Raw genomic sequence first — 15,857 nt, 5'->3', positions numbered from 1 at the left:
GTGCGCGGGAGGACCCTGCGCTGGCACGACGCACGGCGGAGGCACCACGTGGCGGAAGTCCCCGCGACCCGCCGGCGTCAGCGCGTGCTGCGTCACCCCGCCCAGGTCGTGGCCCTCGGCTTCGCCCTGGCCGTCGCCCTCGGGACCGCGCTGCTCTGGCTGCCCGTCGCCCGTAGGGGCCCGGGGTCGGCCACCTTCGTGGAGGCCCTGTTCACCGCCGTCAGCGCGCTGTGCGTCACGGGGCACGTCGTCGTCGACACCCGCGAGCACTGGTCGACGTTCGGGCTCGTGGTCATCCTCGCCCTCGCCCAGGTCGGCGGGTTCGGGATCATGACGTCCGCGTCGCTGCTGGGCGTCTTCGCCTCCCGACGGCTGGGCCTGCGCTCGCGGATGCTCACGGCCACGGAGTCGCGCGGCCTGAACCTCGGCGACGTCCGGTCGGTCCTGCTCGGCGTCGTGCGCGTCTCCCTGCTCGTCGAGACCGTCGTGGCCGTCCTGCTGACGTCGCGGTTGCTCGCCGGGTACGGCCGGGGCCTGGGGCAGGCGGCGTGGGAGGGGTCGTTCCTCGCCATCTCGTCGTTCAACAACGCGGGGTTCGTGCTGCGCTCGGACAGCATGACCGACTTCGTCTCCGACCCCTGGATGTGCCTGCCGGTCATCGCGGGCTCCTTCCTGGGCGGCCTCGGGTTCCCGGTGCTGCTGGAGCTGCGCAAGCAGTTCCGGTTCCCGCAGCGCTGGTCCCTGCACACCAAGCTGACGCTCGTCACGACGGTGCCGCTGCTGGTGCTCGGCGCCGTCTTCCTCACGGTCAACGAGTGGCGCAACCCGGCGACCCTGGCGGGCCTGGACTGGTGGGCGCGACCGCTGGCGGGGTTGTTCCAGGCCTCGGCCACCCGCAGCTCGGGCTTCAACTCGATCGACATCACGGCCATGAACGGCGGCTCCTGGCTCGTCATGGACGTCCTCATGTTCATCGGCGGCGGGTCCGCGTCCACGGCCGGCGGGATCAAGGTGACGACGTTCGCCCTGCTCGCCGTCGCGGTCTACGCCGAGTTCCGCGGCGAGCCGACCGTCACGGTCTTCCGCCGCACCGTCGCCGACCGCGTCGTGCGGCAGGCCCTCACCGTCGCGCTCGCGTCCGTGGGCGTCGTGGTCCTGGCCACCGTCGTCCTCGTCGAGATGACGCGGGCTCCGCTGGACCAGGTCGTCTTCGAGGTCATCTCGTCGTTCGCCACGGTCGGGCTCAGTTCGGGGCTGCTCGTGCAGCTGCCGGACTCCGGGCAGGTCATCCTGGCCCTGTTGATGTTCCTCGGCCGCATCGGGCCGATCACGCTCGGCGCCGCCCTGGCGCTGCGCGAACGCACCCGCCTGTACGAGTACCCCGAAGGAAGGCCGATCATTGGGTAGCAAGCGCTCGGCTCTGGCCAGCCCGCGGTCGGTCGTCGTCATCGGCCTCGGCCGCTTCGGCCGCTCCCTGGCCCTGGAGCTCATGGAGGACGGTCAGGTCGACGTCCTCGGCATCGACAACGACGCGAGCCTCGTCGACGAGCTCGCGGGTTCCCTCACGCACGCCGTCGTCGCCGACTCCACCAAGGAGGAGGCGCTCCGGCAGCTGTCCGTGCACGAGTTCGACCGCGCCGTCGTCGGCATCGGGACGAACCTCGAGGCGAGCATCCTCACCGTGTCGACGCTGCTGCAGTTCGGGATCCGCAACGTGTGGGCCAAGGCGATCAGCGAGTCCCACGCCCGGATCCTCACCCAGCTCGGCGCGCACAAGGTGATCCGCCCCGAGCACGAGATGGGCCTGCGCGTCGCGCACCTCGTCCGCGGGCGGATGCTGGACTACATCGAGTTCGACGACGGCTACGCGATGGTCAAGACGACGCCGCCGAGCCCCATCGTCGGCCGCAGCCTGGGGCAGGTGAAGCTCCGCAGCACGTACAAGGTGACCGTCGTCGCCCACCACCGCGCGGGTGAGGGCTTCACCTACGCCACGCCCGAGACGGTCCTCGCCTCCGACGACGTGATCATCGTGTCCGGGCAGATCCGGGACGTCGAGGCCTTCAGCGCCCTGTCCTGACCCCCCTGCCCCTGCGTGGAAAACACTCTTTCCGCCCTCAGAACGCGTGTTCCGAGGGCGGAAAGAGTGTTTCCACGCGAGAGACGGGGCCGGGGCGGGTCAGCGGTCCTGGGAGTCGGGGTTGTCGCGGCGGTCGACGCCGGGCAGGCGGCGGCGCTCGGGCTCGCCGCGCTCGGCGCGCGTCAGGTCGATCGTCGTCCGGCGGTCGACCCGGTGCCGACGGTCGTCGTCATCGTCGGCCTCGGCGGCCGTCCCCTCGTCACTCACGTGACCACCTCACCACGCTGCGTGTCCCCTGTCACGCCACTCCCGCGTTGCCGTCCTCCAATCGACCAACATATAGTGTCCCTATGCAACTTGATGGGGATCTGGCCGAGCGGCTGCTCCTCAGCTGCTCGGCCCTGACGCGCGGAGCCGCGGCGGCCGCCGACGGCACCCGCCTCTCCCTGACCCAGGCGCGGGTGCTCAGCACCCTGGACCGCGACGGGGCCCTGCGCGTGAGCCGACTCGCCGAGCTCGAGGGGTGCGCGCAACCGAGCATGACGGGGCTCGTCACCCGGCTCGGCGACGCGGGCCTCGTCACGCGCACGACCGACCCGGCCGACGCCCGCGCCGTCCTGGTCGCCCTGACCGACGCCGGCCGCGACGCGCTGCTGGCCAACCGCAGCGCGCTGCGCGCCCCCGTGGCCGACGCCCTGCAGCACCTGCCGGCCTCGCCCGGCGACCTCGAACGACTGACCGGCCTGCTCGAGGACATCACCGCACTCGTCTCAGGAAGGACGCCCCGTGTCGCCTGACACCACGTCGCACACCGCACCGGATGCGACCGAGGCACGTCCCGGTCTGCTGAAGCAGCCCGTCGCCGTGTGGGCGGTGGCCTTCGCCGCCGTCGTCTCGTTCATGGGCATCGGCCTCGTCGACCCGATCCTACCCGCCATCGCCGGGGAACTCGGCGCCACCAAGGCGCAGACCCTGCTGCTCTTCACGTCCTACCTCGGCATCACCGGCCTCGCGATGCTGCTCACGGGCTGGATCTCCAGCCGGTTCGGGGCGAAGAAGACGCTCATGGCCGGGCTCGCCCTCATCGTCGTCTTCGCCGCACTGGCCGGGTCGTCCTCGTCGATCGCCCAGATCGTCGGGTTCCGCGCCGGCTGGGGCCTGGGCAACGCGCTCTTCATCGCCACGGCGCTCGCGACGATCGTCGGCGCCGCCAGCGGCGGGATGGCGAACGCGATCATCCTCTACGAGGCCGCCCTCGGTCTCGGCATCGCGACCGGCCCGCTCGTCGGCGGTCTGCTCGGTGAGGTCTCCTGGCGCGGGCCGTTCTTCGGCACGGCCGTCCTCATGGCCGTCGCGTTCACCGCGATCGTGACGCTGCTGCCCTCGACGCCGACACCCGCTGCGCGCACGCGGATCTCCGATCCCGTCCGGGCGCTGCGCCACCGCGGGCTCGCGACCGTGGCCGGCATGGCCTTCCTCTACAACTTCGGGTTCTTCACCCTCCTGGCCTACACGCCCTTCGCGCTGGAGATCTCCTCGCCGATCAAGCTGGGGTTCGTGTTCTTCGGGTGGGGCATCTGCCTCGCCGTCGCGTCCGTGGCGCTCGCCCCGCGCCTGCAGCGCCGCTTCGGGACGGTGCCCGTCGTGGCGGCCATGCTGTCGCTGTTCGCGCTCGTCCTCGTCGTCGAGGCCGTGTTCGTCGAGGTCAAGCCCGTCCTCGTCGTCGGGACGATCGTCGCCGGCGTGTTCCTCGGCGTGAACAACACGATCGTCACCGAACTCGTCATGGAGGTCTCCCCCGTCCAGCGCTCCACGGCGTCGGCGGCGTACTCCTTCGTCCGGTTCATCGGCGGCGCCATCGCCGCCTGGGCCGCCGGCGAGCTCGGCGAGGTCTTCACCGACTGGTCACCGTTCGCCCTCGGGGCCCTCGGCGTGGTCGTCGGCCTGGCCGTGCTGCTCTCCGGCCGCCGCCACCTCGTCGTCGTGCACGACGACCCCGCGCCGCACTCGGCCGCGGAGGCGCAGGCCGTCACCGCCGGCGACGCCTGACGGAGCCGCGCGGGTCGTGCTCGCCGTCACGTCGGGCTCGTCGGTTGAGCCGGACGTGACGACGAGCCCACAGCCGGCCCGCGCGATGAGGCATCATCGACGCCCGTGGCCGAACTGGTGTTCTTCTCGGGGACGATGGACTGCGGGAAGTCGACGCTCGCGTTGCAGACCGACCACAACCACCGGGTGCAGGGGCGACGGGGCCTGCTGTTCACCCGCTTCGACCGCGCCGGGGCCGCCGTCATCTCCAGCCGCATCGGGCTCGCCCGGGCCGCGCTCGAGGTCGGGGACGGCACCGACCTGTGGGTCGAGGTGAGCTCCCGCCACGCAGCCGACCCGCTCGACTACGTGGTGTGCGACGAGGCCCAGTTCTACGACCCCGAGCAGGTCGAGCAGCTCGCCCGGGTCGTCGACGACCTCGAGGTCGACGTGTTCGCGTTCGGCATCACGGCCGACTTCCGCACCCGCCTCTTCCCGGGCTCGGCGCGCTTCATCGAGCTCGCCGACCGCGTGCAGGTGCCGCAGGTCGAGGCGCTGTGCTGGTGCGGCCGGCGCGCCACGCACAACGCCCGCACCGTCGACGGCGAGATGGTCGTCGCGGGCGAGCAGGTCGTCGTGGGGGACGTCAGCGCCCAGGAGGGCACGCTCGACGTCGGCCCCGTCGGCACCGTGGAGTACGAGGTCCTGTGCCGCCGCCACCACACGCGCCGGCAGACGAAGGCCCATCGGGAGATCGACCTGCGGGAACGTCAGCTCTCGTAGCCGAGGGTCGTCGCCTCGGGCATGTCGGTGTCCCCGGCCGCCTCGGCGAAGCGCGCGAAACCGTCGCGGACCGCCGCACGGCCCTCCGCGTCCATGCGGTCCAGGACGGCCTCGAACTCCGCGCGGCGGCGGGCGAGGACCTGGTCGACGAGCACGCGCGCCCGTTCGGTGGGGGCGACGAGCACCTCGCGGCGCGTGTCCGGGTTGTCCTCGCGCGTCACCCACCCGCCCGCGACGAGGCGGTCGACCGCGCGCGTGAACGTGGACGGGTGGACGCCGATGGCCGCGGCGAGCGCCCCGCTGCGCAACGGCCCGCGCGAGCAGATGAGCACGAGCACCCGGTACTGCTGCAGCGTGAGGGATTCCATGGCCTCCGCGAGCGACCGCACGCTGATGCCCACGACGGCCCGCGAACCTGCGAGCACGGCTTCGACGTCCTCGTCGACCTGCTGATCGGTGGGGATCACGCGAGGATGCTAGTAGTTCTAGTGGCTCTCGCACAGCGAGACACCCGTGGAGACACTCACACCCGCGGCTCACCGCGGTAGGTCCCGAACGACCAGTGGTTGCCCTCCGGGTCGCGGGCGGTGAACTCGCGCGAGCCGTAGTCCTGCGCGACGACGTCGCCCGCGTCGGCGCCGGCCGCGCGGGCCCGGGCGTGGACGGCCTCGAGCGCGGCGTCGTCGGGGACGACGACGTAGCAGCCGGCACCGCCCGCACCGACGTGCCAGCTCGTGCCGTGTCGTTGGGACCCGAGCATCACGCCGCCCCCGTGGGGCCAGGACAGCTGCGCGTGCACCACGACGTCCCCGTCCCCCGGCACCACGAGGGTCTCCTGGAAGCCGAAGGCGTCGACGAGGAACGCGATGAGCGCGCGGGCGTCACGGGCGCGGAAGGCCGGCCACACGGTGGGGACGGGCGTGGTGAGGACGGGGGCCTCGGAGTTCGTCGTCATCCCCCGACCCTGCCGCGAGCAGGGGGTCGGTGTCGTGGACGGACCGGAACTCCTGTGCGCGCCACGTCGTCGGCGGCAGACCCGCGAAGTCGTGGAAGTCGCGGACGAGGTGGGAGGCGTCGCAGTGCCCGGCGAGCGCGGCGACGTCGCTGACGCGCAGCCCGGGATCGTGCTGCAGGAGGCGGCGGGCCCGGTCGAACCGCGCCACCCGGCCCAGCGCGCTCGGCGACAACCCGGTCTCCCGGCGGACGAGCGTCGTGAGGTGACGCGCGCTCCACCCGGTCGCGCGGGCGACGGTGGCGACCCCGTCACCGCCCACCAGACGGCGGCACGCCGTCCCGAGCCCGGCGGGGAGGGCAGCGGCCGGAGTGGTCAGCCGGTCCGCGAACCACCGGTCCAGCAGGTCGAACCGCGCTCCCCAGTCGAGGGTGGACAGCCTGTCCCGCAGCCGGTCGACGACGGGACCGAGCACCGCGTCCGCCGGCAGGTCGAGCGACGCCAGCTCGCCGGCGGGCGCTCCGAGCACGGCCCGGGCGGCCAGCGGGTGCAGGGCGACCTGGACCCCGGACTGCCGTCCGCCGTGGGCGACGACCGCGGGCCGCACGTGCAGCCCGCCGACGAGCGCGTCGTAGCGTCCGCCGGGCTGGCGCGGGTCGGGGTGGGACAGGACGTGCAGCGTGTCGTCGAGGGTGATGAGGACGGTCAGCCACGGCGACGGCAGCCCCAGGTGCCGCACCGGCGGGACCCCGCGCTGGCGGTACCCCGAGTACGCGCCGACCCAGGGGCGCAGCGCCCGTGCCGGGGCGCGGGTGACGTACTCGTCCACCGGCTCCACCGTCTCGTCCACCTCCGGATGCTCCTCCCGCCCGCGCTCGCGGTCCAGCACCGCCCGCGGGAGGATCCGGGCATGGACGAGCACGACATCCACCAGCGGATCAGCGACCTGGTCGCCACCGAGCACCGCCTGCGCGAGGCGCTGCAGAAGGGCGAACTGTCGGCCGACGAGGAGCACGCGCAGCTGCGGGCCGCCGAGGAGGCGCTCGACCAGGCCTGGGACCTGCTGCGCCAGCGCGACGCGCGCCGGAGCGCCGGGCAGGACCCGGAGGAGACGGCGGCCCGGCCCGTCGACGAGGTCGAGCACTACCAGCAGTAGGAAACCCGTCGCGTCCCCACCCGGCCCCCGGCCAGGGTGGGGCCCAGGAGGTGGTCGTCGTGCAGCGACCGGTGGTGCTCGTGACGGGGGTCGGACGGCGGGTCGGCATCGGGGCCGGCATCGCCGCGCAGCTGGCGCGCGACGGCTGGGACGTCGCCACCAGCCACTGGACGCCCTACGACGACCGGATGTCCTGGGGGCCGCAGCCGGACGACCCCGAGCTCGTGCACGAAGGACTCCGGGCGGCCGGGGCCAGGACCGTCGCCGTCCCCGCCGACCTGGCCGACCCCGGATCGCCGGCCCGGTTGTTCGAGGCGGTGGAGGAGGCCCTGGGCGCCGTGACGGCGCTCGTCCTGTGCCACTGCGAGTCGGTGGACTCCTCGATCCTCGACACCACCGTCGAGAGCTTCGACCGGCACATGGCGGTGAACGCGCGGGCGACGTGGCTGCTCGTCGCGGAGTTCGCCCGCCGGTTGCGGGTGGAACCGAGCACCGGCCGGATCGTGGCGATCACGAGCGACCACACCACGCACAACCTCCCCTACGGCGCGAGCAAGGGCGCCATGGACCGCATCGTCCTGGCCGCCGCGCGCGAACTGCAGGACCAGCGCCTCACCGCGAACGTCGTGAACCCCGGCCCCGTCGACACGGGCTGGATGGACGACGCCGTCCGCGAGGCCGCGCTGGCGCCGAACCCGCGCGGACGGCTCGGGACCCCGCAGGACACGGCGGACCTCGTCGCGTTCCTGCTGTCCGACCGGGGCGGCTGGATCAACGGGCAACTGCTGTTCTCCGACGGGGGCTGGAAGGCCTGAGTCCGGGCGCGTTCGCCTGCGGTGGATCTCCTGCGAGCAGAAAGCCCTTCTCGCGGACGACCGACGGGCCGACGGTGGTGGGACGCACCGCTCCACCGTCTGCAGAGGAGTACCGATGTCCACCACGACCCTGGCGGGCCCGTTCGACGACCAGTTGTCCCAGCGCCTGCTGTTCCAACGCATCGTGGTCCTGGGGCAGGAGGTCGACGACGCGATCGCCAACCGGATCACCGCGCAACTGCTGCTGCTGTCGGCCGACGACCCGCGCTCCGACATCGCGCTGTACGTGAACTCCCCCGGGGGTTCGGTGACGGCCGGCCTGGCGATCTACGACACCATGAAGCTCATCCCGAACGACGTCTCGACGCTCGTCATGGGGATGGCCGCCAGCATGGGGCAGTTCCTCCTGTGCGCCGGAACCGCCGGCAAGCGGTACGCCCTGCCGCACGCGCGGGTCATGATGCACCAGCCGTCGGGCGGGATCGGCGGCACGGCGGCCGACATCGCCATCCAGGCCGAGAACCTCGAGCACACGCGGTCCGTCCTCACCCGGCTGACGGCCCGGCACACGGGTCAGGACGAGGCCACGATCCGTCAGGACTCCGAACGGGACCGGTGGTTCACGGCCGAGGAGGCCCTGGCGTACGGGATGGTCGACCACGTCGTCACGGGAGTTTCCGACGTGCGCCTCGGCGCGGCCCGGAAGGTGGGTCTGCGATGAGCTGGCCCATCCCCTACGTGGTCGAGTCCACCCCCCGCGGCGACCGCACCTCCGACGTGTTCAGCCGACTGCTCTCGGACCGGATCGTGTTCCTGCACGGGGAGATCGACGACGCCGTCGCGAACGTCGTCATCGCCCAGCTCGTGCACCTGGCCTCGGAGTCGGCGACCGCCGACGTGAACCTCTACATCAACTCCCCCGGGGGTTCTGCGACGGCGCTCATGGCGGTCTACGACACGATGCAGTTCGTCCAGCCCGACGTCGCGACGTTCTGCGTCGGCCAGGCCGCCTCGGCCGCGGCGGTGCTGCTGGCGGCCGGCGCGCCCGGCAAGCGGTCGGTCCTGGAGCACTCCCGCGTGCTGCTGCACCAGCCGTCCGGCGGGGCGCAGGGCACGGCCGCCGACCTGCAGATCCAGGCGAAGGAGGTCCTGCGGATCCGCTCGGAGATCGAGGACGTCCTCGCCCGGCACACCGGCCGCGACGTCGAGCAGTTGCGCCGCGACCTCGACCGCGACCTCGTCCTGCCCGGCGCCGCGGCCGTCGAGTACGGGGTGGCCGACCGGGTCGTCTCGCCCGCCGGGGTGCTGACGCCCGGCTGACGCTCAGCCCTCCGCGGAACCCGCACCGACGTCCGCGAGCGTCGGCAGCCGGTCGCGACCACGGTCGGCGAGCGTCGGGACGCAGGCGACGAGTCCCCGCGTGTACGGGTGACGGGGGTGCTCGCGCAGGTCGGCGGAGCGGCCGAACTCCACGAGGTGACCGCCCTGGAGCACACCGACGACGTCGGTGTGCTCCAGGCTCAGCAGGATGTCGTGGCTGATGACGAGCAACGAGATCCCCTCCGACCGCGTCAGCTCGTCCAGCAGTTCCATGGTCCCCCGCGCGAGGGAGGCGTCGAGGGCGCTCGTGGGTTCGTCGGCGACGAGCAGCCGCGGCCGGCCCGCCAGCGCCACGGCGATCATCACGCGCTGGCGCATGCCGCCGGACAGTTCGTGCGGCCGGGACCGGGACACCCGGCGGACGTCGGTCAACCCCACGCGGCGCAGCCACTCCCCGCACAGATCGCGCCGGGCCCGTCCCCGCACCCCGGTGGTCGCCACGACGCTCGCCAGTTGCGCCCCCACCGGCCGGACGGGGTCCAGGGCCGTCATGGCGTCCTGGAACACCATCGACACGCCGGGCGTGCGGACCGGGACGCTCGAGGTGTGCCGGGTGCGGACGGGGGTTCCGCCGACGGCCAGTTCGGCCGCGGTGATCTCGACGTCGGCGGAGGCGCTGAGCAACCCCGTGACCGCCAGCGCCAGCGTCGACTTCCCGGACCCGGACTGCCCGACGAGGGCCATCCGCTGACCGGCGAGGAGGTCGAAGGACACGCCGTCCACGGCGACGTGACCGGCGCCGTCCGCGGACCGGTACCGCACGTGCAGGTCGCGCACGCGCAGCACGGGCGGGGCCTCGCGCGAGGACTGCTCGGGGATGCGCGCGGTCACGGGGCCGGACGAGGGGAGGGGCGTGGGGACGGTGGGCTGGACGGGTTCGGTCATCGGGGTTCTCCTCACGGGTCGGTCGGACGACTACCTTGGGGGCGAGCCGGGGTCCTGCAGGTGGCCCGGAGGCGGGAGGAACCCCACGTGGGCAGCGACAGGGACCAGGACAGGGACCAGGAACGGCGCCGTGCGTACCAGCGCAGCCGGCAGGCTCGCACGGAGGACGTGTCGACGTCGCCGCGGCACGTCTACGAACTCATCCGGTCGATGATCCGTCGCGGCACGATGCCGCACGACACCCTGCTCGAGGAGACGAACCTCGTGAGCCGGCTGGGAGCCAGCCGGAACGCCGTGCGCCGTGCGCTGCAGATGCTGGCCGACGACGGGGTGGTCGTGCGCCAGCGCCGCGCCGGGACGAACGTGGCCCACGACATCGTCGCCGTCCGCGACGGCGAGATCGGCCCGCGGGCCTACCCCGGCGCGGCGGACGAGGGTCGTCTGCGCGTGGTCACGCTGGAGTGCCGCCGCATCACGGCACCCGAACCGGTCCGGGCGGCGCTGGGCCAGGAGGTCGACAGCGTCGTGCTGCTCGAGCAGCTCGGGTACGTCGGCGGCTCCCCGCTCTACCTGCGGGTGGGCTACTGCGTCACCGACCTCGACGAGTCGGAGTTCCTGCGCCGCATCGAGGCGAACCACGTCGACTACCCGCCGGTGCCCGTCGTGTTCCGGAGCCTGTTCGACGTGCCCTACGGAAGCAGCAGTTCCGTCGTCGAGGCGATCTCCTGCCAGGAACGCGCCGCCGAACTGCTCGGCGTCCCCGTGGGGTCCCCGGTCCTGTTGCGGGAGCTGATGACCCGCACGACGGACGGGACCCCGCGGGAGATGAGCTTCACGCACTTCCGCGGCGACCGGGTGGCGGTCTTCGGCGGTGACCACGCCCACCTGCCCCCGGTCGTGGCGGGTCCGGACGCGGGCGCCGAGATCGCGATGCCGCAACCCTGAGCCGCGCACGGGGCCGGTTCCCGTCACGTCGACAGCAGGTTGTCGCGGAAGGTCGCGTGCTCGTAGCGGTGCCGCAGCAGCCCGCGACGGCGCAGCGCGGGCGCCAACCCGTCGGTGATCTCCGTGACGTTCTTGCGGGTCACGGGGGCGGCGATGAGGAACCCGTCGCCGCCGACCTCGGCCATGACCTCCTCCATCCGGTCCGCCACGGTCTCGACCGAACCGCACAGCTCGATCGACTCGGTCGCCTTGTGGGTGGTGGCGATCTCCCGCAGCGTCTTGCCGGTGCGCACCATGTCCGCGACGGTGCCCTGGTGCCCGTTGTTGCCGCTGAGGTCCGGCAGCGGTGCGTCGACGTCGAACTGGGAGAAGTCCATGCTCGTGAAGTACGACAGGGCGGCCAGCACCCGGTCGACGTGCCCCGACTGCACCTGCCGCAGCCGGTCCCGCTTGCGGAACGCGTCGTCGTCGGTGTCGCCGAGGATGGGGTTGACGAGGTAGAGGACCTTCGCGTCCTGCGGTTTGCGGCCGTTCTCCAGCAGCCGGCGGGAGATGTCCTCGCGGTAGGCCCGCATGGCGTCCACCCCCGTCTGGGCGGCGATGATCGTGTCCGCGTGCCGGGCGCCGAAGGCGCGTCCCGCGGGTGAGGCACCGGCCTGGCAGACCACGGGCCGGCCCTGGGGTCCGGGCGGGAGGTTCAGCGGACCGCGCGAGGAGTAGTGCTCCCCGACGTGGTCGATCGTGTGGATCCGCTCGTGGTCGGCGAACGCACCCCCGGGTTCGAGGGTGAGCGCGTCGCGGTCCCAGGAGGACCACAGCTCCTTGCAGACGGTGATCCACTCGTCGGCCATCTCGTAGCGCCGGTCGTGCTCGACCTGCTTGGTCAGGCCGAAGTTCTGCGCCGCGCCGTCGGCGCTGGCCGTCACGAGGTTCAGCCCGACCCGGCCGCCCGTGAGGTGGTCGAGCGTCGCGAACAGGCGGGCCGCGAGGAACGGCGGGTAGAACGTCGTCGCGACGGTCGCCACGATGCCGAGGTGCTGCGTGGCGTTCGCCAGCAGTGGCACCAGCGGCACCGGGTCGAAGCGCACGTGCGTCCCGCGGCGGACCGAGCTCTCGAAGGTCCCGCGGTAGACGTCGGGCAGCACCGAGGAGTCCTCGAGCATGAGGTAGTCGAAACCGGCCCGTTCCAGCGAGGTGGCGAGGTCGACGAACAACCCGGGGCGACCGAGGTCGGCGGCGACGTTCCCCGCCCAGGGGTCCTCCCAGCCGTAGACGCCGAACCCGGTCGTCGCGAACCATCCGAGGTGCATCAGTTCTCCTCCAGCAGTCGTCGGCGCAGGCCGTGCTCGGCCGGCCGGTGGGCGAGGTGGCCGCGCGCGGTGAGGACCCGCACGAGGTCGGTCGTGGCCGCGGTGGTCCGGTGCTCGACGTCGTGGGCGTCCGCGGCGGCGGGGACGTCGACGAGGAAGCCGTCGGCCCCGCAGGACCGCACGGCGGCCTCGACCGCGTCGGCGTCGGTCGTGCCCACCCGCACGAGCGCGAGGCAGTCGCCGGGGCCGCGACCGGCGCGCACGAGCGCCGCCCGCAGCCGGGCCACCGTGTCCGCCCTCGTGTCGGACCCGTCCTCGGCCGACCGGGCGTCGAGCACCAGGACGTCGGCCCAGCGGGCTGCGAGGTCCACGCTGCGCTCCCCGTCGGCGGAGACGACGAGCAGGGGGCGCCCCTGCGGCGACGGGACGGTGTTCAGCGGGCCGCGCACCGCGTAGTGCGGACCCCGGTGGTCGACGGCGTGGACCTTCGTGTGGTCGGCGTAGGCCCCGCCGGCGACGTCGGCCACGACGGCGTCGGGTTCCCACGACTCCCACAGCGCCCGCAGCACGTGGGCGTGCTCCTCGGCGCGACCCGCGGGCAGACCCGCGGTACCGGTGCACCACCAGCCGCTGCGACCGCGGTGCAGGTGGTCCAGCGAGGCCGTGCGGCGGGCGAGCTGGTACGGCGGGACGTCGTCGACGGCGCCGCCGGGGACGACGCCGGCGGCCGTCGTGCGGAGTGAACTCGCGAACCCCGCGAGGGAGGCGGTGTCGTGGGAGTCGACGCCGTCGGGTCCCGGTGCGAGCAGGACGAGGTCGGCGCCCGCGGCGTCGAACCGCCGGGTCACCTCCAGAGCCCGGCGCGGGTCGGGGCTGCCGGCGGGGAAGCCGGTCACGGCACCCCACCGCCACGTCCGGCCCGTCCGGGTCAAGTGCTGCGGCGTCACCGTCACCGGAGCACCCCCTCGCGGCGGCGGGTGCGCAACCGGTCCCGCAGGGTCGCCCCCGGGTCACCGGTCGCGGACAGGCCGGCCAGACCGCGGCGGCGCAGCTCCGGCAGGAGCCCGTCGCAGAGCTCGCGGACGTACCGGCGCGTCAGGACGCCGCCGCCCCCGCCGAACAGGAGGAACCCGTCGCCGCCGACCTGCGCGAGGACGTCCTCCATCTGGTCGGCGACCGAGGCCGCCGTCCCCACGAGGCGCACGGCCTCGCTGCGCTGGCTGCCGATGAACTCGCGCAGCGTGCGGCCGGCGGCCACCCGCCGCAGGTTCTCCAGGATGCTGCGGCTGCCCTCGGTGCTCACGTCGTCGGGCAGGGGGGCGTCGAGGTCGAAGGCGGAGAAGTCGATGTCGCCGGACATCTGCACGAGGCGCCGCCGCACGGCCGCGTCGGTGGGGTCGTAGTAGCGGGCGGCGGCCTGCGCCGCGAGCTCGTCGGTCTCCCCCAGGTGCGGGGTCACGAGGTACAGCACCTGCACGTCGTCCGGGTCGCGGCCGGCGGCCTCGGCGGCCGCCCGCACCTGCGTGCGGAACTCCCGCATCGCCTCGATGCCCGGGGGGTAGGAGACGACGACGTCGGCGAAGCGGCCGGCCAGCGCCGTCCCGGCCGGGGACGCCCCCGCCTGGCAGACGAGCGGTCGCCCCGCGGCCGGGGTGCGGGTCCCGGTGCGGCCCGTGACCTCGAGGTGCTCGCCCCGGTGCGCGACGCTGCCGTCGCGCCAGAGGGCGTGCACGACCTCGAGGTACTCCGCGGCGGTCGCGTACCGGGCCGCGTGCCCGGGCAGGGCGTCCAGCCCGAAGTTCTGCGCCGCGCGGTCGCCGGTGGAGGTGACGACGTTCCAGCCCACCCGGCCGCCGGCGAGGTGGTCCAGGGTCGCGTACGTGCGCGCCAGCTCGACGGGCGGCCAGAACGTCGTCGACGCCGTCGCGATGAGCCCGATGCGTTCGGTCTCCGCCGCCAGCCGGCTCATGAGCACGACGGGGTCGTGCTTGGGGGCCCGCGCGGTGGTGCGCAGTTCCTGCTCGAACGTCCCGCCGACGACGTCGGACAGGTAGTTCAGGTCCTCCATGACGACGAGGTCGACGCCCGCCCGGTCGAGCTCGCGCACGGTCTCGACGGTGAACGTCCCGTCGACCCACGTGTCGGCGGCGTCGCCGGCCCAGGGCCCGGACCAGTCCGGGACGCCCCAGCCCGTGAACCAGCCGACCGTGAAGGGGGCCGGGGTGGCACAGGACGTCATCAGAACTCCAGGAGGTTGTCGCGGAAGGTCTCGTGGGTGTACTCGCTGCGGGTGAGGCCCCGTCGTTGCAGGGCGGGGACCAGACCGTCGGTGATGCCCGACACGAAGCGCCGGCCGATGTTCCCGGTGATGAGGTACCCGTCGCCGCCCACGGCAGCCATGTCCTCGCCCATCGCGTCGGCCACCGTCTCGGGGGTGCCGACGTAGTGCGCGTTCCCCGTCAGCCACCCCATCGCCGCCTCGCGGACCGTGCGGCCGTGCCGGAGGAACTGGGCGAGCGTCGTGCGGTGGCCGTTGGTCTGCAGGTCGCCGAGGGGTGCGTCGAGGTCGAAGGCGGAGAAGTCGATCTCGGTGACGGCGGACATGTGGGCCAGGGCCACCTCGATCTTCACCGGGTCCGGTGTGCGGGCCACCTCCGCGCGGGCCTGCGCCTCCTCGACGGTGTCGGCCAGGACGGGGGACGTGACGAACATGACCTTCACGTCGTCGGGGTCGCGGCCCGCGGCCGTGGCCCGGGCGCGGACGTCGTCGCGGAACTCCTTCATCTGCTCCGGGCCGGCGGCCATCGCGAGGACGGTGTCGGCGTGCCGGGCCGCGAGGTCGCGGCCCCGCGGGGACCCGCCCGCCTGGCACAGCACGGGTCGGCCCTGCGGCGGCCGCTGGAGGTTGAGCGGTCCGCGCGAGGCGTGGAACTTGCCGCGGAAGTCCAGGGTGTGGACCTTCGTGTGGTCGACGTGCACCCCGCGGTCGCGGTCCAGCGCGAGGGCGTCCGGTTCCCAGCTCTCCCAGAGGCGCTCGACGAGGTCGACGAACTCGTCGGCGCGCTCGTACCGCTCGTCGTGCGGCAGCAGCCCGTCGAGGCCGAAGTTCTGCGCGGCGCGGTCCTCGCTGGACGTCACGACGTTCCACCCGGCGCGGCCGTGGGAGACGTGGTCGAGCGTCGCGAACCGGCGCGCCAGCAGGTACGGCGGGTAGAACGACGTGGACGCCGTCGCGATGATGCCGATGCGCGAGGTGGCGGCGGCCAGCAGCGGGGCCAGCACGACGGGGTCGTGCTTGGGCGCGTACAGGCCGTGGGCCAGGTCGGCCCGGGAGGACCCCTCGTAGGCGTCGCTCACCATGGAGGAGTCCTCGAGCATCACGTAGTCGAAGCAGGCCCGCTCGAGGGCCTGGACGAACTCGACGTGGGCCCGGCCGCGGGGCCAGTCGCGACCTTCGGTGCCCGCCCAGGCGTGGTTCCACGGCGGGTTGCTGAAGGTGGTGAACCACCCGAGGTGGAACATG

At 73.4% G+C, this 15,857-nt stretch carries 19 protein-coding genes; 10 read left to right on the top strand and 9 right to left on the bottom strand.

Annotated features, from left to right (window positions below):
• The first annotated feature begins 48 nt into the window (after positions 1 to 48).
• Positions 49 to 1,407, top strand: a complete 1,359-nt coding sequence (locus tag ACFEMC_RS01215) for a TrkH family potassium uptake protein (RefSeq protein ID WP_380172805.1) — start codon at positions 49 to 51, stop codon at positions 1,405 to 1,407.
• Entirely contained in the window at positions 1,400 to 2,080 is a 681-nt protein-coding gene (locus ACFEMC_RS01210; RefSeq protein WP_380172803.1) for a potassium channel family protein, read from the top strand. The genes ACFEMC_RS01215 and ACFEMC_RS01210 overlap by 8 nt, the downstream gene beginning before the upstream one ends.
• 99 nt (positions 2,081 to 2,179) lie before the next feature.
• Here the strand turns inward: ACFEMC_RS01210 and ACFEMC_RS01205 are convergent, their stop codons facing one another.
• A complete protein-coding gene (locus ACFEMC_RS01205; RefSeq protein WP_380172801.1) occupies positions 2,180 to 2,347 on the bottom strand; it encodes a hypothetical protein in 168 nt (55 codons plus the stop codon).
• An 83-nt stretch (positions 2,348 to 2,430) separates the two neighbouring features.
• Here ACFEMC_RS01205 and ACFEMC_RS01200 point away from each other — a divergent pair, with 83 nt between their 5' ends.
• From ACFEMC_RS01200 to ACFEMC_RS01190, 3 genes are all read left to right on the top strand, one after another.
• A complete protein-coding gene (locus ACFEMC_RS01200) occupies positions 2,431 to 2,877 on the top strand; it encodes a MarR family winged helix-turn-helix transcriptional regulator (RefSeq protein WP_380172799.1) in 447 nt (148 codons plus the stop codon).
• Complete coding sequence (locus ACFEMC_RS01195) at positions 2,867 to 4,129, top strand: MFS transporter (RefSeq protein ID WP_380172797.1); 1,263 nt, start codon at positions 2,867 to 2,869, stop codon at positions 4,127 to 4,129. The genes ACFEMC_RS01200 and ACFEMC_RS01195 overlap by 11 nt, the downstream gene beginning before the upstream one ends.
• Positions 4,130 to 4,234: 105 nt before the next feature.
• On the top strand, positions 4,235 to 4,891 hold the full coding sequence (locus ACFEMC_RS01190) for a thymidine kinase (protein WP_380172795.1): 657 nt from the start codon (positions 4,235 to 4,237) through the stop codon (positions 4,889 to 4,891).
• On the opposite strand, the gene ACFEMC_RS01185 is transcribed toward ACFEMC_RS01190, so the two are convergent.
• The 3 genes from ACFEMC_RS01185 to ACFEMC_RS01175 are packed head-to-tail and all read right to left on the bottom strand — an operon-like array spanning position 4,879 to position 6,693.
• A complete protein-coding gene (locus ACFEMC_RS01185; RefSeq protein WP_380172793.1) occupies positions 4,879 to 5,358 on the bottom strand; it encodes a MarR family winged helix-turn-helix transcriptional regulator in 480 nt (159 codons plus the stop codon). The genes ACFEMC_RS01190 and ACFEMC_RS01185 overlap by 13 nt on opposite strands.
• Positions 5,359 to 5,414: 56 nt before the next feature.
• Positions 5,415 to 5,846, bottom strand: a complete 432-nt coding sequence (locus ACFEMC_RS01180; RefSeq protein WP_380172791.1) for a VOC family protein — start codon at positions 5,844 to 5,846, stop codon at positions 5,415 to 5,417.
• Positions 5,773 to 6,693, bottom strand: a complete 921-nt coding sequence (locus ACFEMC_RS01175; RefSeq protein WP_380172789.1) for a helix-turn-helix domain-containing protein — start codon at positions 6,691 to 6,693, stop codon at positions 5,773 to 5,775. Before ACFEMC_RS01175 ends, ACFEMC_RS01180 begins: the two co-directional genes overlap by 74 nt.
• Before the next feature lie 60 nt (positions 6,694 to 6,753).
• Between ACFEMC_RS01175 and ACFEMC_RS01170 the strand changes: the two genes are divergently transcribed.
• From ACFEMC_RS01170 to ACFEMC_RS01155, 4 genes are all read left to right on the top strand, one after another.
• The gene (locus ACFEMC_RS01170; RefSeq protein ID WP_380172787.1) at positions 6,754 to 6,999 is read left to right on the top strand and encodes a DUF2630 family protein; all 246 of its coding nucleotides are present in this window, start codon (positions 6,754 to 6,756) and stop codon (positions 6,997 to 6,999) included.
• A gap of 50 nt (positions 7,000 to 7,049) precedes the next feature.
• Positions 7,050 to 7,814: an SDR family oxidoreductase gene (locus ACFEMC_RS01165; protein WP_380172785.1), complete on the top strand. Its 765-nt coding sequence runs from the start codon at positions 7,050 to 7,052 to the stop codon at positions 7,812 to 7,814.
• Positions 7,815 to 7,929: 115 nt separating this feature from the next.
• Positions 7,930 to 8,535: a ClpP family protease gene (locus tag ACFEMC_RS01160; protein ID WP_380172783.1), complete on the top strand. Its 606-nt coding sequence runs from the start codon at positions 7,930 to 7,932 to the stop codon at positions 8,533 to 8,535.
• On the top strand, positions 8,532 to 9,134 hold the full coding sequence (locus ACFEMC_RS01155; RefSeq protein WP_380172781.1) for a ClpP family protease: 603 nt from the start codon (positions 8,532 to 8,534) through the stop codon (positions 9,132 to 9,134). Before ACFEMC_RS01160 ends, ACFEMC_RS01155 begins: the two co-directional genes overlap by 4 nt.
• A gap of 3 nt (positions 9,135 to 9,137) precedes the next feature.
• Here the strand turns inward: ACFEMC_RS01155 and ACFEMC_RS01150 are convergent, their stop codons facing one another.
• Positions 9,138 to 10,079, bottom strand: a complete 942-nt coding sequence (locus ACFEMC_RS01150; protein WP_380172779.1) for an ABC transporter ATP-binding protein — start codon at positions 10,077 to 10,079, stop codon at positions 9,138 to 9,140.
• 87 nt (positions 10,080 to 10,166) lie between these two features.
• On the opposite strand from ACFEMC_RS01150, the gene ACFEMC_RS01145 reads away from it, so the two are divergent.
• Positions 10,167 to 11,024, top strand: a complete 858-nt coding sequence (locus ACFEMC_RS01145; protein ID WP_380172777.1) for a GntR family transcriptional regulator — start codon at positions 10,167 to 10,169, stop codon at positions 11,022 to 11,024.
• Between the two features lie 23 nt (positions 11,025 to 11,047).
• On the opposite strand, the gene ACFEMC_RS01140 is transcribed toward ACFEMC_RS01145, so the two are convergent.
• From ACFEMC_RS01140 to ACFEMC_RS01125, 4 genes are read right to left on the bottom strand one after another with little or no spacing between them, the layout of a single operon-like run.
• Positions 11,048 to 12,334: an NtaA/DmoA family FMN-dependent monooxygenase gene (locus ACFEMC_RS01140; RefSeq protein WP_380172775.1), complete on the bottom strand. Its 1,287-nt coding sequence runs from the start codon at positions 12,332 to 12,334 to the stop codon at positions 11,048 to 11,050.
• A complete protein-coding gene (locus ACFEMC_RS01135; RefSeq protein WP_380172773.1) occupies positions 12,334 to 13,230 on the bottom strand; it encodes an LLM class flavin-dependent oxidoreductase in 897 nt (298 codons plus the stop codon). Before ACFEMC_RS01135 ends, ACFEMC_RS01140 begins: the two co-directional genes overlap by 1 nt.
• A gap of 53 nt (positions 13,231 to 13,283) precedes the next feature.
• Positions 13,284 to 14,573: an LLM class flavin-dependent oxidoreductase gene (locus tag ACFEMC_RS01130; protein WP_380172771.1), complete on the bottom strand. Its 1,290-nt coding sequence runs from the start codon at positions 14,571 to 14,573 to the stop codon at positions 13,284 to 13,286.
• Entirely contained in the window at positions 14,573 to 15,856 is a 1,284-nt protein-coding gene (locus tag ACFEMC_RS01125) for an NtaA/DmoA family FMN-dependent monooxygenase (protein WP_380176530.1), read from the bottom strand. Before ACFEMC_RS01125 ends, ACFEMC_RS01130 begins: the two co-directional genes overlap by 1 nt.
• Position 15,857: the final 1 nt, after the last annotated feature.

This window comes from Kineococcus sp. DHX-1 (genome assembly GCF_042473625.1).
Lineage (GTDB): Bacteria > Actinomycetota > Actinomycetes > Actinomycetales > Kineococcaceae > Kineococcus.
This window is presented reverse-complemented; position numbering and strand designations above follow the sequence as displayed.

Coding starts and splice junctions, on each gene's coding strand:
- ACFEMC_RS01200 (WP_380172799.1), top strand. CDS start 2,431: ATGCAACTTGATGGGGATCTGGCCGAGCGGCTGCTCCTCAGCTGCTCG.
- ACFEMC_RS01180 (WP_380172791.1), bottom strand. CDS start 5,846: ATGACGACGAACTCCGAGGCCCCCGTCCTCACCACGCCCGTCCCCACC.
- ACFEMC_RS01170 (WP_380172787.1), top strand. CDS start 6,754: ATGGACGAGCACGACATCCACCAGCGGATCAGCGACCTGGTCGCCACC.
- ACFEMC_RS01160 (WP_380172783.1), top strand. CDS start 7,930: ATGTCCACCACGACCCTGGCGGGCCCGTTCGACGACCAGTTGTCCCAG.
- ACFEMC_RS01155 (WP_380172781.1), top strand. CDS start 8,532: ATGAGCTGGCCCATCCCCTACGTGGTCGAGTCCACCCCCCGCGGCGAC.
- ACFEMC_RS01150 (WP_380172779.1), bottom strand. CDS start 10,079: ATGACCGAACCCGTCCAGCCCACCGTCCCCACGCCCCTCCCCTCGTCC.
- ACFEMC_RS01140 (WP_380172775.1), bottom strand. CDS start 12,334: ATGCACCTCGGATGGTTCGCGACGACCGGGTTCGGCGTCTACGGCTGG.
- ACFEMC_RS01130 (WP_380172771.1), bottom strand. CDS start 14,573: ATGACGTCCTGTGCCACCCCGGCCCCCTTCACGGTCGGCTGGTTCACG.
- ACFEMC_RS01125 (WP_380176530.1), bottom strand. CDS start 15,856: ATGTTCCACCTCGGGTGGTTCACCACCTTCAGCAACCCGCCGTGGAAC.